Annotated in this window: 21 protein-coding genes; 6 read left to right on the plus strand and 15 right to left on the minus strand. The window is 61.5% G+C overall.

Features of this window, described 5'->3' with window-relative positions:
* Positions 1 to 430: 430 nt before the first annotated feature.
* From CK218_RS09810 to CK218_RS09820, 3 genes are read right to left on the minus strand one after another with little or no spacing between them, the layout of a single operon-like run.
* Positions 431 to 1,435 carry a hypothetical protein gene (locus tag CK218_RS09810; protein WP_095827955.1) on the minus strand — a complete coding sequence of 335 codons (1,005 nt, stop codon included), beginning with the start codon at positions 1,433 to 1,435 and terminating at the stop codon, positions 431 to 433.
* Positions 1,436 to 1,443: 8 nt separating this feature from the next.
* Entirely contained in the window at positions 1,444 to 2,277 is an 834-nt protein-coding gene (locus tag CK218_RS09815) for a hypothetical protein (protein WP_095827583.1), read from the minus strand.
* A 43-nt stretch (positions 2,278 to 2,320) separates the two neighbouring features.
* Entirely contained in the window at positions 2,321 to 3,625 is a 1,305-nt protein-coding gene (locus CK218_RS09820) for an O-antigen ligase family protein (protein ID WP_066992048.1), read from the minus strand.
* A gap of 411 nt (positions 3,626 to 4,036) precedes the next feature.
* On the opposite strand from CK218_RS09820, the gene CK218_RS09825 reads away from it, so the two are divergent.
* Positions 4,037 to 4,285, plus strand: a complete 249-nt coding sequence (locus tag CK218_RS09825; protein ID WP_095827584.1) for a hypothetical protein — start codon at positions 4,037 to 4,039, stop codon at positions 4,283 to 4,285.
* A gap of 83 nt (positions 4,286 to 4,368) precedes the next feature.
* Here CK218_RS09825 and CK218_RS09830 read toward each other — a convergent pair whose 3' ends face one another.
* A complete protein-coding gene (locus CK218_RS09830) occupies positions 4,369 to 4,956 on the minus strand; it encodes a sugar transferase (RefSeq protein WP_170950320.1) in 588 nt (195 codons plus the stop codon).
* Between the two features lie 548 nt (positions 4,957 to 5,504).
* Here CK218_RS09830 and CK218_RS09835 point away from each other — a divergent pair.
* The gene (locus CK218_RS09835; RefSeq protein WP_095827585.1) at positions 5,505 to 6,587 is read left to right on the plus strand and encodes a hypothetical protein; all 1,083 of its coding nucleotides are present in this window, start codon (positions 5,505 to 5,507) and stop codon (positions 6,585 to 6,587) included.
* Between the two features lie 149 nt (positions 6,588 to 6,736).
* Here CK218_RS09835 and CK218_RS09840 read toward each other — a convergent pair whose 3' ends face one another.
* Together CK218_RS09840 and CK218_RS09845 are read right to left on the minus strand one after the other, a co-directional pair.
* Positions 6,737 to 7,423, minus strand: coding sequence for a response regulator transcription factor (locus CK218_RS09840; RefSeq protein ID WP_245299539.1), 687 nt, complete (start codon positions 7,421 to 7,423; stop codon positions 6,737 to 6,739).
* Between the two features lie 942 nt (positions 7,424 to 8,365).
* The gene (locus tag CK218_RS09845; RefSeq protein ID WP_066992037.1) at positions 8,366 to 8,974 is read right to left on the minus strand and encodes a cysteine hydrolase family protein; all 609 of its coding nucleotides are present in this window, start codon (positions 8,972 to 8,974) and stop codon (positions 8,366 to 8,368) included.
* Between the two features lie 159 nt (positions 8,975 to 9,133).
* Here CK218_RS09845 and CK218_RS09850 point away from each other — a divergent pair, with 159 nt between their 5' ends.
* A complete protein-coding gene (locus tag CK218_RS09850; RefSeq protein ID WP_095827586.1) occupies positions 9,134 to 10,165 on the plus strand; it encodes an ATP-dependent DNA ligase in 1,032 nt (343 codons plus the stop codon).
* A gap of 131 nt (positions 10,166 to 10,296) precedes the next feature.
* A complete protein-coding gene (locus CK218_RS09855) occupies positions 10,297 to 10,578 on the plus strand; it encodes a hypothetical protein (protein ID WP_066992031.1) in 282 nt (93 codons plus the stop codon).
* Positions 10,579 to 10,594: 16 nt separating this feature from the next.
* Here CK218_RS09855 and CK218_RS09860 read toward each other — a convergent pair whose 3' ends face one another.
* The 5 genes from CK218_RS09860 to CK218_RS30525 all read right to left on the minus strand — a co-directional run bounded on the left by CK218_RS09860 (position 10,595) and on the right by CK218_RS30525 (position 13,563).
* The gene (locus tag CK218_RS09860; protein WP_066992028.1) at positions 10,595 to 11,419 is read right to left on the minus strand and encodes a Ku protein; all 825 of its coding nucleotides are present in this window, start codon (positions 11,417 to 11,419) and stop codon (positions 10,595 to 10,597) included.
* Positions 11,420 to 11,424: 5 nt separating this feature from the next.
* Positions 11,425 to 11,601 (minus strand): hypothetical protein, encoded by a 177-nt coding sequence (locus CK218_RS30520; protein WP_095783951.1) that lies wholly within the window; start codon positions 11,599 to 11,601, stop codon positions 11,425 to 11,427.
* 76 nt (positions 11,602 to 11,677) lie between these two features.
* Positions 11,678 to 12,424: a metallophosphoesterase gene (locus CK218_RS09870; RefSeq protein ID WP_095827587.1), complete on the minus strand. Its 747-nt coding sequence runs from the start codon at positions 12,422 to 12,424 to the stop codon at positions 11,678 to 11,680.
* Positions 12,417 to 13,223, minus strand: coding sequence for a nucleotidyltransferase (locus tag CK218_RS09875; protein WP_095827588.1), 807 nt, complete (start codon positions 13,221 to 13,223; stop codon positions 12,417 to 12,419). Before CK218_RS09875 ends, CK218_RS09870 begins: the two co-directional genes overlap by 8 nt.
* A 178-nt stretch (positions 13,224 to 13,401) precedes the next feature.
* Entirely contained in the window at positions 13,402 to 13,563 is a 162-nt protein-coding gene (locus CK218_RS30525) for a hypothetical protein (protein ID WP_082953723.1), read from the minus strand.
* 579 nt (positions 13,564 to 14,142) lie between these two features.
* Between CK218_RS30525 and CK218_RS09890 the strand changes: the two genes are divergently transcribed.
* Positions 14,143 to 14,703, plus strand: coding sequence for a hypothetical protein (locus CK218_RS09890; RefSeq protein ID WP_066992020.1), 561 nt, complete (start codon positions 14,143 to 14,145; stop codon positions 14,701 to 14,703).
* A 287-nt stretch (positions 14,704 to 14,990) separates the two neighbouring features.
* On the opposite strand, the gene CK218_RS09900 is transcribed toward CK218_RS09890, so the two are convergent.
* Complete coding sequence (locus tag CK218_RS09900) at positions 14,991 to 15,254, minus strand: hypothetical protein (protein WP_066992318.1); 264 nt, start codon at positions 15,252 to 15,254, stop codon at positions 14,991 to 14,993.
* Positions 15,255 to 15,723: 469 nt separating this feature from the next.
* On the opposite strand from CK218_RS09900, the gene CK218_RS09910 reads away from it, so the two are divergent.
* Entirely contained in the window at positions 15,724 to 17,715 is a 1,992-nt protein-coding gene (locus CK218_RS09910) for a protein-L-isoaspartate(D-aspartate) O-methyltransferase (protein WP_095827956.1), read from the plus strand.
* A gap of 72 nt (positions 17,716 to 17,787) precedes the next feature.
* Here CK218_RS09910 and CK218_RS09915 read toward each other — a convergent pair whose 3' ends face one another.
* The 3 genes from CK218_RS09915 to CK218_RS09925 form a co-directional block, all read right to left on the minus strand.
* On the minus strand, positions 17,788 to 18,108 hold the full coding sequence (locus tag CK218_RS09915; protein ID WP_095827957.1) for a hypothetical protein: 321 nt from the start codon (positions 18,106 to 18,108) through the stop codon (positions 17,788 to 17,790).
* Between the two features lie 618 nt (positions 18,109 to 18,726).
* On the minus strand, positions 18,727 to 19,152 hold the full coding sequence (locus CK218_RS09920; RefSeq protein ID WP_066992011.1) for a hypothetical protein: 426 nt from the start codon (positions 19,150 to 19,152) through the stop codon (positions 18,727 to 18,729).
* A gap of 338 nt (positions 19,153 to 19,490) precedes the next feature.
* On the minus strand, positions 19,491 to 19,976 hold the full coding sequence (locus CK218_RS09925; RefSeq protein WP_095827591.1) for a hypothetical protein: 486 nt from the start codon (positions 19,974 to 19,976) through the stop codon (positions 19,491 to 19,493).
* Positions 19,977 to 20,102: the final 126 nt, after the last annotated feature.

Below are 20,102 nucleotides of genomic sequence, written 5' to 3' on the forward strand. Positions count from 1 at the left end.
CCCCCCCCCCCCCCCCCCCCCCCCCCCCCCCCCCCCCCCCCCCCCCCCCCCCCCCCCCCCCCCCCCCCCCCCCCCCCGCGCCGATGTGCCCTCTTCTAGGGAGCGCCAGATCTCGGCAGCAGTATCGTTGACGGCGAAGATGGCCCGCTGGGAAGGACTGAACAGGATATTCTGCCCCCTGACGCGTGCCAGCCGTCCCTGGGTCACAAACGTGGCCGGGATATGAGCGGTGGAGCCTGGCGGCGCCGTTCCGTTACCCGCCTCGTGATTCATCGAGTAGTCCTCTCCCCCTCTGCCGAAACGCGACGGCGGTCCAACCTATCGTTGCGAAACAGGTACGTTCAATGGGCGAATTGGCAAGCCTTTCGGCAGGAGTTCACTTCGCCCAACGCAGCTAAGCAACCGAATGTTTGCCCCCGAGTGCGACTTGTCACAGCGCTTCGTCGGAGAACCGGGCCACGTTCTGATGCGCCGCGACCCATTGCAGATGAGCCTTGTTCCAGTATTCGCGCGCGTCAGCACCCGTCAGCACCTTGAAACCGGATGGCGGCAGCGGCAATTCCGAAGGAATTGGATCGTCGGGCAGCCACAGCAACACGTTGTCCCGGCTTTCGATAGCCAGCCCCCAGGTTCTTTCCAGGCGACGGAGTCCACGCATGTTCACCGAAGCCAATGCGAAAACCGATCCGGTTATCCTCAGCCTGGGTGACTGATCGACGGCCTTGATCGGCGCCTGATGTGTGATTTCGTCCTTGGAGAGAAACGGGTGCATGCGAATGAGGGTTCGATCGATCCGCACTGTCTCCCGTGTCCCATCCCGTTCGTTTGAGGCAGGATCCACGCTGATCCCCGAAAAACAGCCGTCGAACAGGCAATCCTCGACAATGCCGCTGAGCAGGTAGTCATTCTCCACCGCATCATCCCTGATTTCGCTGAGCCAGCAGCCTTTCAGGTGAAAGCCGTCGGCCCGCGCCGCGAACCGCACGCCATCCCAGCAGCGCCGCGCGCGGACACCTTCTATTGTCGCATTGGCGGTTCCGTCCCTGACAAGCAGAGCCGCGCTGTTGCAGTAGGTGTCGCGCCAATCGGAGGTCAGCGGCACCTGGCCGTCGAAGCGCCCTCCGATGAAATGAACGCCCGGACAGTTGCGGATGACCACCGGGTAGCGATTGACTGGCAGGTTTCCTTCGTCGCAGCCCATCATCGCGCTGGGCTCAGGATTTCTGCTGTTGGCGACTGTGAAGGAAGCATTCCGGGCATCGATTGTCGCCCCGGCTTCGAGATCCCGAAACATTTGTTGTTCGTAGCCATGCTCGCCCGTCAGAACGAGCTGCTTGCCCTCCGGCATCTGCCCGCCCTCCGCCTGGTACGTGCCCGGCAACAGGGCGAACACGGGAGACAGCCCAGCAAGACCCATGAATGAACGGCGGTCCATCCTCATCCTCATTGACCTGAAGAAGCGAATTGCCGATGACGGTCGAGACAGGCCGAACGGACCGCCTCGAGAGCTCTCGAGGCCACGGCCTCGGGCGAAGCAAGCCTTTCGATCTCGATAGCCGCCAGCACGCCCATGCGATCTTCCGTTCCCATTCCCCGCTCAAGAGCGGCCGCCATTTCGCGGCAAGCCCGATCCGCCGCAGACCAAAGGTCGGGATCGCTGTCCGGAGATGTCCGTTGCAGCCGCGAGGAGCGATCCCCCCTGGTCAGGAGCCGGTCTCTGGCGATGCCGGTCTCGCTGCGCAGGTGGACAAAAACCATGTCATGCAATCCGACGGCAGAAAGCATATCCAGCCAATTCTCGGATGTTTTTCTGCATCTGCTCTTCAGCAATATGGACCAGAATCCCTGCAGCAACCCCTGATCCATTATGATTATTGAATTTCTTCTTGCCCTCTCATGCTGGATAAATGCGACCAGGCTGATAAGATTCCAGACAAGCCTGATGGCATCAAGGCGCGACACTTGCCTGCTTTCGATGACGAAACGGGCAATTCGAGCAAGCAACGAGCGAAACTCACGATCTAGCAGCCGAGGGGCGACAACGCCCATTCTGTGTATCTGCCTCTCGATGAATGTTCTTCCTTCCCACGCCACTCGCACGTCGCCTTCCAGCAGGCCGCACCGTCGCAGGCTGTTCGCCAGCAGGCCGGAGGTGGTTGTCTTTCCGACCCCGGGCAGACCAAAGAATTCGACAAATCGAATGTCTGTCCACGGCGCGCGTGCTTCGACGCTTGGCGGGAGACTTGCCGCCAGGTCACCAACGGTGTGCGAAGTCATTGGATTTCGGGTGGTACGATGAACTCTTGGAACGCCAATGAAGTCAAGGCGATGTGCGAGGGGCATACTCAACTTCAAGCAGCTGAGACCCGGTCCCGACATACAACCTCGGTGTCTTGGCAAGGCCGGTCTGCAGCGATCGCTGCATGCCGCGGTAGACTATGAGCAAAGCGAGCGGCAGCCAGAAGAAGGCCGCGGTTGACGGCCCGAAGGAATCGCTCATCTGGTTGGCGACCAAGTAGTTCCATACGGCGACCGATGTTCCGAGCACCATGACATTCACTTCGGTCGCTTGTTCGCTCCTGCCCCTGTCGACCAATGTGTGAAGAACGGCGCTGATCAGATAACCCACCACCAGCAGAACCATGATCACCACCAAGGCGAGGCCGGGCACTCCCAGCGTTCTAAAATAATCGATGAACAGGTTGTGGCTGTGCGGAGCGATGTCGCCCACCCATTGCCCTGCGCCCACGCCCATGAACGGATGTGACAGGCCCAGATCGATTGATATCGACCACAGTCGTTGCCGCGAAACGATCGAATGTGCCTCCCCGCCGGAGAGCTGAAGCGACAGCAGCTTGTAGGCCCGTGGATTCAGGAACTGCAACATCATGAAGCTAGCCTGGAACAATATCGGAGCCGTAACGGTCGCCGCGATCACTGTTACCGGACGCTGCTTCCTTATCACCAGATAGATGCAGTATAGCCCGTAGAACGTGCCGAGACCGACGACCCCAAGAACGAAATTCGTCTTGGATCCCGATTTGACCAAACCCAGCAACCCCGCGAGGAGGCAAACCGAAAGGAGGATTCGGTGCCTTCGAGAAGCGACCAGCTTCGCGGCGACAAGCGGCAGACCGGCCGACAAGGCAATTCCGAGCTGGTTTGCATGCTTGAAATAGCCTTCCGCCCGATCGGCGAATCGAGCATCGCCGAGGCCAATAACGACAAGGCAGGATGTAACAGCAACCATGATGGCCATGGTCATCCCAATCCTGTCGATTGCCTCAAAACTCCTAGGCCTCGCGGCGATCAATGCAATGGTCGGGATAGTGGCGAAACCAAACACCTGGGCGAAGACAGCGCGCATGGTCCTGACCGGATTGTCCGCGTGTAGCGCCGACAGCAGCGATAGAACCATGATGAGGGCAGATGTTGTCAGCACAGCAGCCGCCAGGGCCGTGTCGGTGCGATGCAGACGTTTTGTCGCTTCGGCGTAGGGAACGAGGCTTACCAGGCCGCAGAACAAAGCGAGCAAAAAGGAAATCGAGCCATCGGTTCCGGCAATCCGCGTGGCGCCAGGGAACCATATCGACACGATCAGCAAAAGGATGGAAGCCTGCAGCATCGATGGACGTCACGCTGAAAATGCTATGCAACAACCGCGGGCCGACGCGCTCTTGCCTCGCCAGGCTGCGTCCGGTGCCCCTGTGTCCTGAACGGCAACGCCAAGAAATAGAGACACAACGTTCACTCCAGGACGGTGATTCAAGGCGCGCTGCCGCACCGCGGGTGAATACTCCGCGTACCTATTTCATAAGCAGCGTAGGCGCAGCGGGATGACAAGGAAATGAGCGAAAACGCGTCATTGGGACAAGGTGTCCTACGCCTTTTGTGCAAGGGCTGGTGGTGCTGCGATTCCAGTTTGCCTGGTCGAGATCCCGTCTAGCCGCGGCGGGGATTCGGTGTTGGTGCGGATTTGCATATGTGGGAGACTTGGGCGCGGCACACCGAGTCTTTCACACCGTAGGAGATCGCCGTGCTTTGGGGTCTTGTCGCCGTCGGCGTGATCGGCATTTTGCTCGGATTTCGTGTTCGCGCGCCGGCGCTCATCGTCATGACCGCGGTGATTGTGGTGTTCAGCGCCATTGCAGGCGGCATCGGCAGCCTGTTTGCCTGGGACCGTCTGCTTTCGATCCTGCTTTTCGTTGTCACGCTGCAGGGCGCCTACCTGCTCGGCATCTTCCTCGGCATCGTGTGGCGTCGCGCCGTGACCGATGAGCATTGACGGACTGCGGCTGCCATTTCGTCGCTGGCGCCGGACTTTTTTAAAGCGGCGATGCCGCCAATGCTCGCTGCCTGCCTCGCCAGTCAGGACGCATGATCGAATCTCATCACGGCGAAGACCGTCCGAACGAGAATGACGACGTCGGCCCATATGGACCAGTTTCGCACGTAGCGGCTGTCGAGGGAGACACGGCTGGGATAGTCTATTGCGTCTCTGCCCGTCACTTGCCACGCGCCGGTCAGCCCGGGCCGGGTTCGAAGATAATCGATCGCGCAGGCGCCGTAACGTTGCAGTTCGTCGGGGACGACCGGCCGAGGACCGACGCAACTCATGTCGCCGCGCAGCACGTTGATGAGCTGAGGCAACTCATCCAGGCTCGACTTTCTGAGAATGTGCCCCAGGAAGGTGACGCGCGGATCGTTCTTGAATTTCAAATTCTGCTCCCACTCCTTGGCGGCTTCGGGATTGCTCGCAAGATAGTCGGCCAGAACCTGCTGGGAGTTGGCAACCATGGTCCTGAATTTGTAGCAGGCGAAACGCCTGCCGTTGAAGCCGACCCGGGTGTGAGAGAATATCGCCGGTCCGCCGTCGGTCGCCAAAATCAAGAGGGCAACCACAAGCATGATCGGAGCGGCAAGCACAAGCGCTATCGATGCGACGGCGACGTCCATGATCCTCTTGCGCCGCCCCCCAAGCGGACGATGGTTTTGACCGACGCCTATTCCGGGTCTGCGGGGGTTCGTGTCGAATGCGCTGATTGTCATGAGCTTCGCCAAGGAAACGGCTGATTTTAGCGCTCAACTTCACGCGGCGGATCATTCCCGGCAAGAACCGCAAAGGAGGTAGCGCCCTATCTGGCGCCGGTTAGCCTCTTAGCCTGAACGCGTATTGCCGGCGCGGTGTCGATAAGCCTTCTGATCAAACGGCGTAACACTGGCACCCATTTTCTGCAGTAGCAGTTCGGGCAAGTTCGACTGTATTCGTGATCGACGAAATGCAACTGGTCCGGCTAGGGGCGATCCAGACCGCCGACTGAATTCAGGCCCTAGCTCTGATGGCGAGGATGCCGAGAGAATGTCTGGAGCCACTGGTGCCGGATGGGCGAGCCGGCAGCCGTCTGGCAATGCCTGAAAACCATGCGCGCGCATGCGACGAGATTCGACGAGACAGATCTCCGCGTCGAAAGAATGCCTGCCAGCCTGTCAGTGGAGCACGCAACGTGACGCCCATTCCGAAGCCTTCGTCCGGTGACTTCCCCGCAAGACCGGGCACTCGTCATGTTCTGGAGGTCGACCATACGGAAGCACTTGCCGTCGTCCGCAAGCAGATAGCTTTGCTCGATCTTGATCTCTCCGGCCTCACTGTGGTGGTTGGCGCGGCGACGGGCTATCAGGCGGTGACTGCGACAGCCGCGGCGCTCGCCAATGCGGACCGTGTCGTTGCACTCACCCGCGTATCCTCCAGACATCCGAGCCTGGCGGCGGCCGCGGACGCGACGTTGGCATTTGCCGAATACGCCAAGGTCGCCGAACGCGTGGAAGTGACGAATCGCATCGAAAGCCGCAAATGGCAGGAGGTCGACCTCATCACCAATTGTCCCCAGGTCGGACCGATTTCGAGATCGCTCATCGAGCTCTTGCCCTCTCATGCGGTCGTTTCGCTCATGGCCGAGCCTTGGGAGCTTCGGCAAGGCGTATTGGACTTCGATGCCTGTGACGAGGCCGGCATCAAGGTTGCTGCTCCAAATCTCGGTCACCCGGCCATAGACCTGATGCCGGAATTCGCGCGCTTATGCCGGGTCTTACTCGAGGATGCCGGCGTCGATCAGCGTGCCTCGAGATTCGCCGTCGTCTGCGACACGCCCTGCGCACCATTCCTCGAGCGTATGCTCGCCGAACGTGGAGCAAGAGTTGGTGTTTTTTCCCATCCGGTTCTGCTGACCGATGATGCATGGGAGGTGATCATCGTCGCTATGCGGCCCTCAGCCAAACCACCGATGGACATCAACAGCCTGGGCCGCATCGCCAGGAGAACGCGCCAGGCGCTGCTGGTGCAGTTCAGCGGCGGGATCGACCGCTCGGCCGCCAGCTATTTCGGCCTGAGGGTATGGCCGCCGAAGCGCCCCAACCGCGGCGAGCTGGGCCTGCCGCTCGAGATACTCGGAGCGGCTCCGGTGATCCGCAGACTGACGGGAGGCCTGAAGGCTGCCGAAGCAGCATATCGCGGTGCGGAGTTGGGCCGCGACAGTGTTGGATTTCTCGTGAAGGCAGGATTCGAGATGCTCGACCGGGAACATGCCTGAGCATCGGCCTGAGCGCATCCGTTTCAAGACCTGCAGGCACGGTCCTACTCTTGAATCTCGAAGGGAGGCGGACCTGAAATAGGTCCGCCTCCACGTCGAGGATCGGCGTGCGCGTCGTTCTATTGCCAGGCACCAGGCCTGGGCAGCCTTCAAAGCATCATCTGTCTAAGCTTGTAGGCCACCTCAGTGCGGTTCGTGGCTTTCAGTTTTTTCATGATGTTGCGGATATGGACCTTGACCGTGCTCTCGCAGAGGTTGAGCTCGTAGGCAATGATCTTGTTGGCCTTGCCTTTCCTGAGCGCTTCCACGACCGCGGCCTCGCGCGAGGTGAACATTCCGGCGAGCGGACGGGCGCCATTTGCCGTCGAATGGATGATCTCGCGAAGCGCCAGCACGCAGCTGGCGGGCACGAAGATTCCTCCGGCGCGGGCGAGACCGATGGCCTCGGCAGCGACCTTGACCTTGACGCTCGTGGGAATGTAGCCGCGGGCGCCGCATTCGAGAGCCGCAAGGATCTCCCCCGGCTCGTCGGAATCCACCACGACGATTACCGGTACGGCGCCGACCTCGGAGATGAGGTGCACAAGTTCCGCCCGAACGCTCTGGTCGGTCACCTTTCGGGCGCCGAGAATAACGAGGATCGCGGAAGCCTCCGCCCCGCCGGCGACGTGCTGAATCTCATCAAGAGATCCTACGGCGCTGACGCGCAAAGCCGGATTATGTTCGATAAGGCCTCGAGCAAGACATTCGCGCTCGAGTGCCCGCTTGTCCACAATTACGACCAGACCTTCGGTCGGGTGTCCTTCTTCGAGATCAGACGTGCCGAGCCCGTTCACGTCCGTCAGATGCCCGTTCTGCAACGACCCCGTCGCATCCTTCCAAGACTCGGAAATTTGAAGATGTCCCATCGCCTTATTTACTCCTCTCCGCCGCCGACTTTGCTCTCTCCCCTTTTTGTTTTGACTCCCACGCAGGGCTTGTCAGCGGCATGAACTGTTACGCTCGTTTACCGTTGTGTCGGGCGACTAGCTGCTAGTGAGGAATAGATTCAAGGAGTAGTGCATACGCCGGCCCAACCCACGGACGTATGGGATCCCCGCTCCATTGAGGTAATCCAGCCTCAAACGCATACTACGATGCTGTGGAAAAGGCGCATTAATCCTGGTTAACAATTTGGTAATTATATCTTAGGTGGCTAATATGACCGAAAGGATGACAACCTGAAGTTGCTAAACAGGAATTATGCTCCTGAAAAGCTGCGCGCAAGCCTGTCTCGACTTAAGAGCGAGATTTGCGGTTTGGAGCAAACGGCGCCACAGTTCTGAGAAAAACATTGACCTCGGCTGCGGTGCCCCCCACCCAACCACTGCAGCCGGGGTTTCTTTTTGGCCGGCAATCGCAGTCTTGTCGGGCCGGCAAGGTCAATCTTCGCGCGGCCTATCTCCACAACATCAATGCGTCGTGCCTCGGAAATCACGCCTACCGGTACTAGCGTTTCAGGTTAGGCCTGACTGTCTCGACTTCTTCTCGCGTGGCCGTGTCCGGCAATTCGCCAGGACCATCCGGATTCCGTGTCGGGTTTTCGCGCGTGTCCCTCGGCGGCTTTTGCTTTGGGTTGGGGTCAGACGGATTTGGCTTGCGAGCTTTTTCCCGTTTCGCTGGTTTAGGCATCTACACACTCCCTGCCTGCGCAATTTCGGAGAAACATTGCGGTTCCCGTCAAACAGCAGTTGATCGGTCGCTTTCGGCTGTAGCCGGTGCGGATCGTCTCATAACGTTCAGGTCCAGGCCGAAAGGACCGTCTCCATCTCGACGGTCTCGACCTGTTGCGCGAAGCGCTGATGGTAGACGGTCATCAGGGCATCGTGCGTCGCGTCCGATGAACTGCAAAGCGCATCCGTGACCAGCACCACGCGATATCCGATGTCGATCGCCCCCAGGACGGTTGCGAGCACGCAAACATCGGTTTCGCCTCCCGTGACCACCAGGGTGTCGATGCTGCGCGCGGCAAGTGCCGTCTGTAGTCTGCCCTCCGGCCAGGGCGAATAAACATGCTTGTCGATCACCTGCGCCGGCGGACAGAAGGATGACAGCGGCGGCAGCAACCCGACCATTTCTCGCCCGACATTTTCGATCGTCATCGACGCCCAGCGCTCATAGTAGCGCCTCCAGGTGCCGGCACCCAGGCCAGGCTTTTCAGCCGGCACGAAGCGCGTGAAAAGAGTCTGCTCGGCTTTCCATTCGACGAGGCTGACGATCCTCGGAAGGACGCGGGTGATCCACGGCGTGGCCCATTCCGAAGGTTCCGCGAACAATTTCTGCATGTCGACGCATAGATGCGCGCAGCGCTCGCCCAGAGGACCATAGCTCAAGCCGGAAGCCGACATCGGATTTCCTGTCGGAAGTTCATGTTCGCTCTGGTGAAGAAGTGCCCGGCGCGGTCAAAGCTCGACATTTGGTTTCAGAACTTTGGTGAGGCAACGCCTCGCCGTGCAACTCGTTCCCGCCGACCGGAAACTACAGGTGTGGTCGAACGTTCTACCGAGATGGAGACCTCCAGGACCACGTCCCAACCGGCGATATCGAGCCCCGAGTTTCCGCTGTCTTTGGATACGCCGCCGATGGAGGCGCGGACCGCGGACGCGTTGCCTGAAGGTCCCTGGCAGTACGAACCCAAATGGGACGGGTTTCGCTGCCTGGCCTTCAAGGGCCGCGACGCCGTCGAGCTTCGCGCCAAATCCGGCAAGCCGCTCGGCCGGTATTTTCCCGAACTGATCACGATGCTGCGCGACCTCGCCGCAAGGCAATTCGTCGTGGACGGCGAGATCGTGATCGAGATCGACGGGCGCGTCTCCTTCGACGCGCTGCAGATGCGCCTTCATCCGGCCGAGAGCCGTATCCGCAAGCTGAGCGCGGAAACACCGGCGCGGTTGATCCTGTTCGATGCACTGGCTGCCCCGGGAGGCGAGATGTTGCTCGATTTGCCCTTGCCCGATCGGCGCCGGGCGATCGAGGACTTCGTTGCCAGGGCAGAGAACGCCGGGCTGAAGCTCTCGCCGGCCACATCGAGCCTCGCGACCGCCAGACGATGGTTGCGTGGCGCCGGCCAAGGTGCCACCGATGGCGTGGTCGCCAAGGCACTGGCCGAACCCTATCGCCCGGGCGAGCGAACCATGATCAAGGTCAAGCGGCTGCGTACAGCAGACTGCGTGGTCGGTGGCTTTCGCTACCTGAGCGGCAAGCGCCAGATCGGCTCGCTGCTGCTTGGCCTCTTCAACGACCGCGGCCAGCTCGACCATGTCGGCTTCACCTCGACCATCGCCAGTGACGAGCGAGCGGCGCTGACCAGGAGGCTTGAAGCGTTGCGCGGCGGGCTCGGCTTCACCGGCAAGGCACCCGGCGGCCCGAGCCGCTGGAGCACCGAGCGCAGCGGAGAATGGGAGCCGGTGCGGCCCGAATTGGTCGTGGAGGTCCGCTTCGACCATGTCACCGGCGACCGATTCCGGCATGGAACAAGGCTGGTGCGCTGGCGGCCCGACAAGGCGCCGCGCCAATGCACGTTCGAACAGATCGCGTAGGACACCTACCAGCGAGAGGCGACGCCACAACGGCCGCCACTTGCTGCAACAGGCGGAACCACCAATCGCCTGAGCGGTTTTCCAACTGAGCGAACCGCGAGCCGGATAGGCTTGCAGCATTGGAGAACGAGATGGACCCGCGTAAAAAGCAACGCACCGCAAATCAGGACGAAACCGAGGCTCCGGCAGTCGAGCAGCAGGACTGGGACGCGCTTGAGGGCGGCCGGATCCTGCCCGACAGCGTCGCCGTCAACGGCGACCCGCAGGACGATGAAGAAGCGGAGGGAACGCTCCCCGAAGAAGACGACGACAATCCCTATCAGGAAAGTGACGAGGCACTCCCGGACGACGAGGAGGAGCGGGTCCTCGCGCGCGATCCCTCCAAGGAAGGAAGCCGGTTCGACGAGGTCTGAGCGGCCTTTCTTGGCGTCAAGCTGACTTGCGTTTGCCTTGCTTCGCGCCTTTCGCGGCGATGCCCTCCTTGGCAAGGCTCTTGCGCAGAACGTCGGCCAGATTGATGACGTTCTCACGCGGTTTCGGCGCCGCCTTGGGCAGCTTCTTGCCTTTGCGCTTGGCCTCGATCATGGCGATCAGCGCGTTCTCGTATGTATCCTCGAATTTCGAAGGATCGAACTTCGTCGCCTTCTTGTCGATCAGCAGGCCGGCGATCTCGAGCAGGTCCGCCTCGTAGTCCTGCTTCTTCAGCCCTTCGAACACCGTCGCCTCCGAAACCATCTCATTGCGGTCCCGCAGCTCGGTGAGAAGCATTCCCTTGCCGAAGGGCTGGATGAGAACCTCGCGTCCGCGCTGGTAGAGGACGACACAGGATCGCGCCGCCACCCGTTTGTTCTTCATGGCCTCCCGAAGGACGTTGAACGCCTCTGCGGAAGCATCCTCCGCCGGAATGAGGTAATAGGGCTTTTCGAGATAGCGCGCGTCGATGTCTGCGACCGGCACGAACTCGCCGATTTCCAGCGTGTGCTCGGAGGTGAGTTTCAGCGCCTTGATCTCCTCGGGCTCGATCTGGATGAAATCCTCCTTGTCGGTCTCGAAGCCCTTGACTTGGTCCTCGGCGTCCACCGGTTCGCCGGTCTCCTCATCCACATAGGCGCTTTTCACCGGCAGGCCGTCCCTCCGGTTCAATATCCTGAAATGGATCTTCGACGCTTCGCTGGTGGCGCCGACGATCTTGACGCCGCATGAAACCGATCCGACCTTCATGAAGCCTTTCCAGATCGCGCGAGGCGCAGCCATCGAGCTTACTCCGTCCGGATGCGCCCGGCAGGCGCCGGCGGATCGTCGGTTTCATCGGGATTTGGGCGCGGCGCCTCGTCCGGCAGCCCGTGCCGCTCCGGCTTCCTGACCGGCTCCGGTTTCCAGCTGGGCGCCGGCATCGGCGTGTCGCGATCGGGATCCGGTTGTCTGGGGTCAGGCATCGAAGTTGGTTCCGTTGGTCTCCTGCACAACTCATCGCTGCCGGCATGGTTCCGAAGCGGCAGGCAGCGCTGCGCCTCAGATTTCGAGCAGCGCGTAAGGACGGCCGGTCGGCTTCGCGATATGCATGGCGACGTTGTAGACGCTGGCCCCACCAGGGGTCCGGCCTTCATACGAGCCGCGATGGGCATGGCCATGCACCACGGCGCTTACCTTGAAGCGATCGATGGTTTCGGCCAGCCGCGAGGAGCCGAGGAACGGAAAGATTTCCGGAGGCTCTCCCGCCACGGTCTCCGGGACCGGCGCATAGTGGAGCACCACGAGCGTGCGCTTGGCGCGCACCTGCCGCATAGCATTCTCGAGCCGCATTGCCTCGTTGACGCTTTCGGCCACCATGGCCTTGATGGCCGGCTCGCCGAAGGAGCCCAGCATCCTTCGACCGAAGCCGCCGACAAAACCCTTCACGCCGACGAAGCCGACATGGTTCAGTTCGATCGCCTGGCCATCGAGGAGATGGACCCCCGCCTGGCGGAGCGTTGCAGCGATCTGCTCGACGCAACCGGATTCGTAGTCATGGTTGCCGAGAACCGCGACCACGGGAATCGAGCATGCGCGCAGATCCTCGGCAAGAAGTTCCGCCTCACGCGGTTTTCCGAGATTGGTGAGATCGCCTGTAAGGACCAGGACGTCGGCCTCGCGCGATATCTCGCCGAACAGGTCGCGGTACGAGGTCTGGGCATCTTCCTGAACATGCAGGTCGCCCATGGCGGCGACCTTGATGACATCGTTGCCGTTTGATTTCGCTGATGTGGCTGGTTCAGGCATCGCGCATCTCTCCAACGCCGCCGACGCCGGCAAACCCCCATTCCTTGACGTCGATCTCATAGTCGACCTGCGACAGCAGGCGGCCGCGGCAGATCTTCATTTTGGGCGACGGCAGCTGCCGTTGGCGCGCAAGCCGGCCCAGCAGTTCGTCGAGCAGCCAGTCTGGGATGCGGTCCCGCTCGCTGGGATAGATCCACCGGAAGTTGAGGACCTGCATCAGCAGCACTTCCCAATGGACATCGAGATAGGCGAGCAGCCTTTGCCAGTCGATCTGGTCGTGCGCCTTGAGGATGGTGTGGGCGATGTCGGCGCCGTCGTGGCGTCCTCTGTCCTGGATGAAGCATTTCGACCAGATGAGCTCCGTTGGGCCGATGATCCGGACCCGGCTGCCCAGCAGCTCGACTTGGCGGGCATGCTCCAGCCACTGATCCTTGACCTGCATTGTGCCGTTGGCCGAGGCGAAGATAACATCGAAGAAATGCTTGCCCTCGAAGACCTTCCCGAGCCAGCGATCGTCCCGGATCTCGACCGCATAGCCGATGTTCTTGAAGTGCTCGAGTATGCGCGCGCAATCTCCGGCCTTGCAGAAGATATCCAGATCCTTGGTTTGCCGAACCACGCCGGTATAGGCGCTCACCGCGTAGGTCCCGGCGACGAGGAAAGGAATGTCGGTAGCGGCGAGCTCGCGGATCGCATGGGTGTAGAACGCTTCCGCCGCTGCGCTTTTCAGCGTTGGCTCGGCTTTCGCGTCGATCACGGGGAGCGATGCTGGCAGAACCGGCAACTCGTCGTTGGTCATCAACTGCTGCTCCGATTTCGGACCTTTCGATAACAGCCGCGGGGCCCGCTTGTTCCGCTGTCGGAGCTTGCGAAATGGGCCCGGCAACACCGTCCGGAGATCAGGCAAGCCGCGCCGCGCGCGGAGCGTTGCCGAAATCGCGTGAAAACGACTTGGGCGCGACAGCTTGGCTGGTGCGCTAGTCCTTTTGCTCGCGGTACAAGCGCTCGGTCGCGCGGTCGCTCTCGCGCCGTTCGACTGGGCCTCTGTGACGGCGGGTGAAAAGCACGTAGATGATCGCAATGAGAAGGATCAGCGGACCGCCGGCAACAACGAACAGCCATAAATCGGAGCCGAACATGGCGTTTTCCTTCCTGTCGAAGGTGGTTTCTCCAGCAGCCTATCGCTGGTCTTGAGCTAACCGATAACGGCTGCAAATGTTCCTGTCCAACGGAGTAGGCGGCCTGCATGGTCAGCCGCCTACGCGCCCGGCGGGATCGCCTTGGCGACCATGTCCGGCCGTTGCGGCACCCTGAGCCAAACGGCCGAAGGAAATCGCAGACGGTAGCCGCCAGTTCGTTTGGGCCCGCCGTATGCGCGCTGTCTCTTGCCGAGAGCGGCCTCTTGACCAAACCGCAGCAGGAAAGGCCGTTCCGTCCAAGCGACTGCGGCGAGCAAGAACCTCTGAGGTCGGCTTGTCGTGGAACGCAGCCTGCGGATTCCGGCAGACGCCATCTGAAAATCAAAGGACTCCGACTGGAACAAAGCCCTGAGTCGCTTGTTCGGCTCCGGCCATCGGCCACAGGAGCTTGAAGCCATGAACATGCGGACACTTCTCGCGCCATTAGCCGTCGCTGCTACCTCCTCGTTTTTTCCGGCGGTCGCAGCCGATAACGCGCAAACCTTTGCCGGCCGACAGTAATCGATAGGAGACATCAAAATGCAGACGATCACCGCACTGTTCGACGATTATGACGATGCCGCCGATGCCGTGGGCGAGCTGGAGTCCATGGGCGTACCGCCGAGCGATCTCAGCATCATCGCCAACAATGCCGACGGCCGGCATTCTTCCGCGGCCGCCGAAGATGCAGCCAGTGGAGCCGGGATCGGGGCGGTCGTGGGCGGCGCCGGCGGCTTGGCGACGGGCCTCGGCGCCATAGCAATACCTGGCGTCGGTCCGGTCGTGGCGGCTGGCTGGCTGGCGGCGACAGCCGCGGGCGCGGCCGCGGGCGCAGTTGTCGGTGGAGCGGCCGGCGGCATCATCGGCAGTCTGACCGACGGCGGCGTGTCGGAGGGCGACGCCCATGTCTATGCCGAAGGCATTCGCCGGGGCGGCACTCTGCTTACCGCTCGCGTCGAAGATGACCTCGCTCCGCAAGCACAAGCGATCCTCCACGATTCCAGGTCGGTGGACATCGGCGAACGGCGGAACGACTACGAAGCTGGCGGTTGGACCGGATTCGATCCGCGGGCCGGCGATTACCGTCAGCAGAGCAAATAGGAGTCAGCGTGAGACGAGTGCTGTTGCCGCTGATCCTGACAGTGGTTGTGCTGTTGGCATGTTACTTGGCCTTCGCCTATGTCCAGAGTAGCTGGCCGACGGCACCGTTGAAGCGGGCACCCGAGCAGAACCAGGGCGGAAACGCACCCCAGGACACGTCTCCCGCCGCCGGCATAGAAAAGGATCCGCAAGGCAGCAACAAAATGCCGGGCAATCAATAGCGGAAGGCGTAAGCAGCGAGCATCAGGCGAGCGAGTTGCTTTCCGCCTGATCGCCTGGCGCTTCTCTCATCCGCGCTCGACGAATTTGTTGAAACGGCTGGGCAAACCTTCCGCCGTTAGGTCTTGGTGCACGAAGGCAAGTTCGTTCTCATCCAATATGGCGAAGAACTCTTCCCATTCGACGGGCTGCAGATCCTCTTCGTGCTCGCCGAAGTCGACGCGCAGCACCGCTCCCTTGCCTGCAGTCCGCACGACTGCAGGTCTGCCTTCGCGGGCTTCAATCCAAGCCCGGATCACCTCGTGATTTGTGGTTTTCAGTGGCTCGCTCATGATCAACCCTTCCGGCTAATCGCCAATCCTGGCGCTTTGCTCGTCAGCGACTGGGGATTCAATCCGCGTCCGGCTCGCTCGTTCCCGCGAATTCGCTCCTTGCGAGGCGGTGGCCTGATGGCGTGGGCAAGGGAACCAACTGCCGCCCTACTGGTTCGGAAGGCAATCATTGGAACCTTGCCATGCCAAATGCAGCCGAAATCTTCGTCGACACTCGAGTTGCTTGGGATGTCGAGGTCATGTTCGGCCTGCTCGGCGATGGCATCAACGGCGTCATGGAGGCTTTGCGGAAAAACCGCCGAAGATGCCACCCGATTATGCCAAGAATTCCGCAAGGCGCTGCCGGAGACTCCGGGGCGCGAGCGGATCGAGGAGAACGTCGCGCGAGAGCCGGCCAGGACGATGATGGAGGCCGAGGGATGACGTTGCCGCAGCCGCTTGCGATTCCAACTTCCTGTTGAGGATGCACATGCTCGACCTGTCCCGCGAACGTCGCCGAATGGTCGATGTTCATCTCCGCCGCCGCGGCATTCATGATCGTGAGATCCTGGCAGCGATGCGCGAGGTCCCACGCGAGACTTTCGTGGACCCTGGCTTCGAAGAATTTGCCTATGAGGATGGACCGCTGCCGATTGCCGAGGGCCAAACGATATCGCAGCCCTATATCGTCGCGTTCATGCTGGAAATGGCTGAGATCGGGCCCGGCGATCACGTCCTCGAGGTCGGCACGGGATCTGGCTACGCCGCCGCCGTGATGAGCCGCATCGTCGATCATGTCTACACGATGGAACGGCACGCCGGCCTGGCGGAAACCGCGAGACGGCGCTTCGAGACGCTTGGCTATCGCAACATCGAGGTGCGCACCGGCGACGGCACCAAGGGCTGGCCCGAAGCGGCACCGTTCGATGCCATCGTCGTCGCGGCGAGCGGGCCCGGCGCGCCGCTCGCGCTGCAGCAGCAGTTGGATGTCGGCGGCAAGTTGGTCATTCCGGTCGGAGATGACCCTGACGAGCAGCGTCTCCTCAAAGTCACCCGCACTGGCGCTTCCACCTACAGCGAGGAAGATTTCGGTGCGGTGCGCTTTGTCCCTTTGATCGGCGAAGAAGGCTGGCAGGAGGACAACCGCATCCGAACCAGCCGTATCTCCCCGCTCTTGCCAGCGCGCAGTCTTCCGCAGATGATTGCCGCGGCGGCCGAACCGCTTCCTGAATTCGATGATCCCGCCTTTGTGGAGGCCTTCGATCGCTTTGCCGACCGGCGGATCGTGCTGCTCGGCGAAGCGAGCCACGGCACATCCGAGTTCTATCGGGCGCGGGCTTGGATCACCAGAAGACTGATCGAGAAACATGGCTTCACGATCGTCGCCGCTGAAGCCGACTGGCCCGACGCCGCGGCGATCGACCGCTATGTGCGCCACCGCCCACCTTCGCCGCGCGCCGACATGCCTTTCCAGCGGTTTCCCACCTGGATGTGGCGCAACGCCGAATTCGCGGCATTCGTGGAGTGGCTGCGTGCGCACAACGAGCAGATCGAAACACCGGCAAGCCAGGCAGGGTTCTACGGCCTCGATATCTACAATATGAGAGGCTCGATCGCGGCGGTTTTGGAATATCTCGACCGCATCGATCCGGAGGCGGCAAGCATTGCCCGCGAACGCTACGGCTGCCTGACGCCGTGGCAGCACGAACCCGCCACCTATGGCCGGGCGGCGCTAACCCGAGGCTACCGGGAATGCGAGGAGGCGGTGCTGCGGCAGTGCCGGGACATGCTGTCGCGTCAGCTCGATCACGCCGGCCAGGACGGCGACGAATTGTTCGATGCCGCGCAGAACGCCCGGCTCATCGCCTCCGCCGAGCACTACTATCGCGTGATGTACTATGGCGGCGCGCAATCCTGGAACCTGCGCGACACGCACATGTTCGACACGCTGCAACATGTTATCGAAGCGCGTTCCCCCGATGCCAAGGCCGTGGTCTGGGCGCACAACTCCCATATCGGCGACGCTCGCTTCACGGAGATGGGAATCGTCAGGGACGAAGTGAACATCGGTCAGCTCTGCCGCCAGCGGTTCGGCGACGACGTAGCCCTCATCGGCTTCGGCACGCATGCCGGCACGGTCGCTGCAGCCAAGCATTGGGACGGCGAAATGGAGATCATGTCCGTGCGGCCTTCGCGCGAGGACAGCTATGAGCGGCTTTGCCACGACGCCGGCACCGCTCGTTTCCTGCTCGACCTTGGAGCTGATCCAGTCCTTCATGATCGGCTGACCGAACGTCGGCTGGAACGGTTCATCGGAGTGATCTATCGGCCGGAAACGGAACTGCACAGCCACTATGCCGACGCCTCGCTTGCGCGGCAATTCGACGCCTTCGTCTGGTTCGATGAAACCACCGCCGTGACGCCGCTCGGGCCGGAGCATGCGACGCGCGGTGTCCCCGACACCTACCCCTTCGGCGTGTAGGCGATGGACGGTTGCATTCGACATCGCGCTGATGCGGAACCTTCGGCGCAGAGGTGATGCGGCGAGCGAACGCTACTGTTCTTTCACGTAGGCACCAGGCCGGCGGCCGCCTTTGGGCGCCTTTGCATTCTTGGATTGCTCGGCGGCCGATGGGCCCGCTCCGGAAGCCTTTTCCGTTGCAGGACGACCAGGCGTCGCCCGTCCCGGAGGGTTTTGCCCTTCCGACTGATGTGTCTTGTCTTCCACCTCGCCCTGTCTGCGGGTGAGCCCAAAGCGATCGTGAGGCTTTTCGTTGCTGGCCGCAGCCTGCGAAAACCGGTCTGAGGGATCCGGATCGGTGTTGGCCGGGTACTTCCTGGCGCCGGTCTCGCGGCGGTTCTCTTCCTTGCCCATGACTCTCTCCGGGTTGATCTGGAGGATAACAAGATCGTCAGAAGAGCGTTCCCCGACCTGGCCGATGAGGGACGCGGGCAATCGGCTCCCATCAGTCCGATGGAACAAACACGCCATCGCCCAATTAGGCAAACAGAGTTCGGAGGCCAAGCGCGGTCCGGTTGCGCCCGATCCGACAGTCGGCGCGGCTTCGGCTCCAAACACGAACAAGCCGGGCGGCTAGCAGCGGACGAAAGGATTTCTGATGCCCCGGATCGTTGCAGTGATCGCGATCGTGGTGATTTTGTTGATAACCGTGTGGGCCTGGATCCGGCCGAGAGCCCGAGCGCCCGAGCGGCGGGAGCCAGCAGCCAGCGCCCCACGCGATCGACCAGAACGGCTGAGGCAGGGCCTTTCGATCGGCGCATCGCCGTCTTCGCTGCATTGCGGTCTCGCGCGCACTTGGTTCGCCAGGCCTTGGAGGGACAAGCCGGCGGGAGCTCGCGCGAGCAAGGCTCCGGCGCCGAACTATTTGCGCTCATGCCTTCTTCATGGACCTATCGCTCCGCGGATGGATCAACGTCCGAGCGCCGCCGGCGGCTGTCGCAACAGCCGCGATAGCGAGCAGTTGAGACGCAGTCAGTGTATGAAGCGGCTTCTCAGCCAGGCAAAAATGCGATTGCCTGTGACAATTCTCCGGACGCGTCCAGCAGCCCAACTGGCCTGCATGGTTGCGCCGGCATGGCAGCTGCAGACGACTTCATGCAACTGCCAATCGGAGAGTTCAAAGAAGCGTTTGGCTTCCCCATAGGTATCGGACTGCAGGCCCGAGGCCCTGAGCAACGGGTCTTCGAACGCAACCGTCAGCGGGGATCCAGCCGCCCGCGCCTCTTCCCGCATGCCTGGATAGAGATACTCGGTGCCGGTGAGCGCGGCGAGACAGCGCAACGGATTCCGCTCGAGCAGTTCTGCCCACCTCTCTATCTTTTCAGTCCTTGTCGTGAGCGGCACCAGCGGATTGATATCAGCGACTGCGTGCAGTTGGTCGAGCGTTTGGTGTTTCATGATAGGCTCCCGTCCATACTTGGCTGACCGGCTTGTCCTGGCGGGGTCGGCAGGCCCGCGTCTGAGGTGCGGGCCGATCAGTGTTTCCCACCGATCTCCGGCAGGCGCCAAAAAGCGGCGCCTGCAAATCATCGAACTGACAGTCGTCCCCAAAGTTCCGGATGAACACGGAATTCATTTGGAATGCAGACAATCGACAGGTTCCGCAAGTGCAGGACTGCACGGCGTTTCAGTTGCGAGCCCAGGCTGGACTAAGATGCAGGCGCTTGTCGAATATATCATATCCAGTGATAGGAACGGGAGCATGGTTCTTTCTCAGGCCACGCAGCCCGCGGTCCTCATTCCGCTGCCGCCTTTTTCCGTTTCGCCTCGTCGAAGTCGATCGCCAGCACGATCTTTCCGTTGGCGTCGCGAACCCGGACGGCCCAGCCCTGCTGCCCACCTTCGGCGGCCGTGTCGTCAAGCAAATCAATCGCCGAACGCAGCGCCTCGTCATGCACGGCCTCCAGATTCGGGAATTCCACGCCCTTCAGCTGCCGCATGCCATCATGGTCGCGATATTCGAATGTGAAGGGGCTGTCCGGCTTGGCGGGCTCGCTGAGGTCGCGGTTGCTCTCCTGCGCGGACCGGTGTTCCACGGTCTCGAAAACCGCGCACTGCACCATCATCTCTTTGGCGCGATCGATAAGAGCGGTGTCGCCGTACGTCGGCCGTGGATCGGATCCAGCCATTGTGACGGCAATCTTTTCGCCGCCCTCACCGAGAAATTCGACTGTCACCACGCCTTCCGAGTTGGAAACTATTTGGGTCTCGAGAACCTGCATCGGTGCCTCGTCATCTTAGATAACGAAGGTAAAAGCTGCCCAACAGGAAATGTTCCGGCCGCGCTCAGCGATTGGCGGCAGCGATAGTTCCCCCTTCCCGGAAACGAGTTCCTGGACAGCAGCGTT

Source organism: Mesorhizobium sp. WSM3879, from assembly GCF_002294915.1.
Classification (GTDB): Bacteria; Pseudomonadota; Alphaproteobacteria; order Rhizobiales; family Rhizobiaceae; genus Mesorhizobium.

Coding starts and splice junctions, on each gene's coding strand:
- CK218_RS09810 (WP_095827955.1), bottom strand. CDS start 1,435: ATGGACCGCCGTTCATTCATGGGTCTTGCTGGGCTGTCTCCCGTGTTC.
- CK218_RS09815 (WP_095827583.1), bottom strand. CDS start 2,277: ATGACTTCGCACACCGTTGGTGACCTGGCGGCAAGTCTCCCGCCAAGC.
- CK218_RS09820 (WP_066992048.1), bottom strand. CDS start 3,625: ATGCTGCAGGCTTCCATCCTTTTGCTGATCGTGTCGATATGGTTCCCT.
- CK218_RS09830 (WP_170950320.1), bottom strand. CDS start 4,956: ATGGACGTCGCCGTCGCATCGATAGCGCTTGTGCTTGCCGCTCCGATC.
- CK218_RS09845 (WP_066992037.1), bottom strand. CDS start 8,974: ATGTCGGCTTCCGGCTTGAGCTATGGTCCTCTGGGCGAGCGCTGCGCG.
- CK218_RS09850 (WP_095827586.1), top strand. CDS start 9,134: ATGGAGACCTCCAGGACCACGTCCCAACCGGCGATATCGAGCCCCGAG.
- CK218_RS09855 (WP_066992031.1), top strand. CDS start 10,297: ATGGACCCGCGTAAAAAGCAACGCACCGCAAATCAGGACGAAACCGAG.
- CK218_RS09860 (WP_066992028.1), bottom strand. CDS start 11,419: ATGGCTGCGCCTCGCGCGATCTGGAAAGGCTTCATGAAGGTCGGATCG.
- CK218_RS30520 (WP_095783951.1), bottom strand. CDS start 11,601: ATGCCTGACCCCAGACAACCGGATCCCGATCGCGACACGCCGATGCCG.
- CK218_RS09870 (WP_095827587.1), bottom strand. CDS start 12,424: ATGCCTGAACCAGCCACATCAGCGAAATCAAACGGCAACGATGTCATC.
- CK218_RS09875 (WP_095827588.1), bottom strand. CDS start 13,223: ATGACCAACGACGAGTTGCCGGTTCTGCCAGCATCGCTCCCCGTGATC.
- CK218_RS30525 (WP_082953723.1), bottom strand. CDS start 13,563: ATGTTCGGCTCCGATTTATGGCTGTTCGTTGTTGCCGGCGGTCCGCTG.
- CK218_RS09890 (WP_066992020.1), top strand. CDS start 14,143: ATGCAGACGATCACCGCACTGTTCGACGATTATGACGATGCCGCCGAT.
- CK218_RS09900 (WP_066992318.1), bottom strand. CDS start 15,254: ATGAGCGAGCCACTGAAAACCACAAATCACGAGGTGATCCGGGCTTGG.
- CK218_RS09910 (WP_095827956.1), top strand. CDS start 15,724: ATGCTCGACCTGTCCCGCGAACGTCGCCGAATGGTCGATGTTCATCTC.
- CK218_RS09915 (WP_095827957.1), bottom strand. CDS start 18,108: ATGGGCAAGGAAGAGAACCGCCGCGAGACCGGCGCCAGGAAGTACCCG.
- CK218_RS09920 (WP_066992011.1), bottom strand. CDS start 19,152: ATGAAACACCAAACGCTCGACCAACTGCACGCAGTCGCTGATATCAAT.
- CK218_RS09925 (WP_095827591.1), bottom strand. CDS start 19,976: ATGCAGGTTCTCGAGACCCAAATAGTTTCCAACTCGGAAGGCGTGGTG.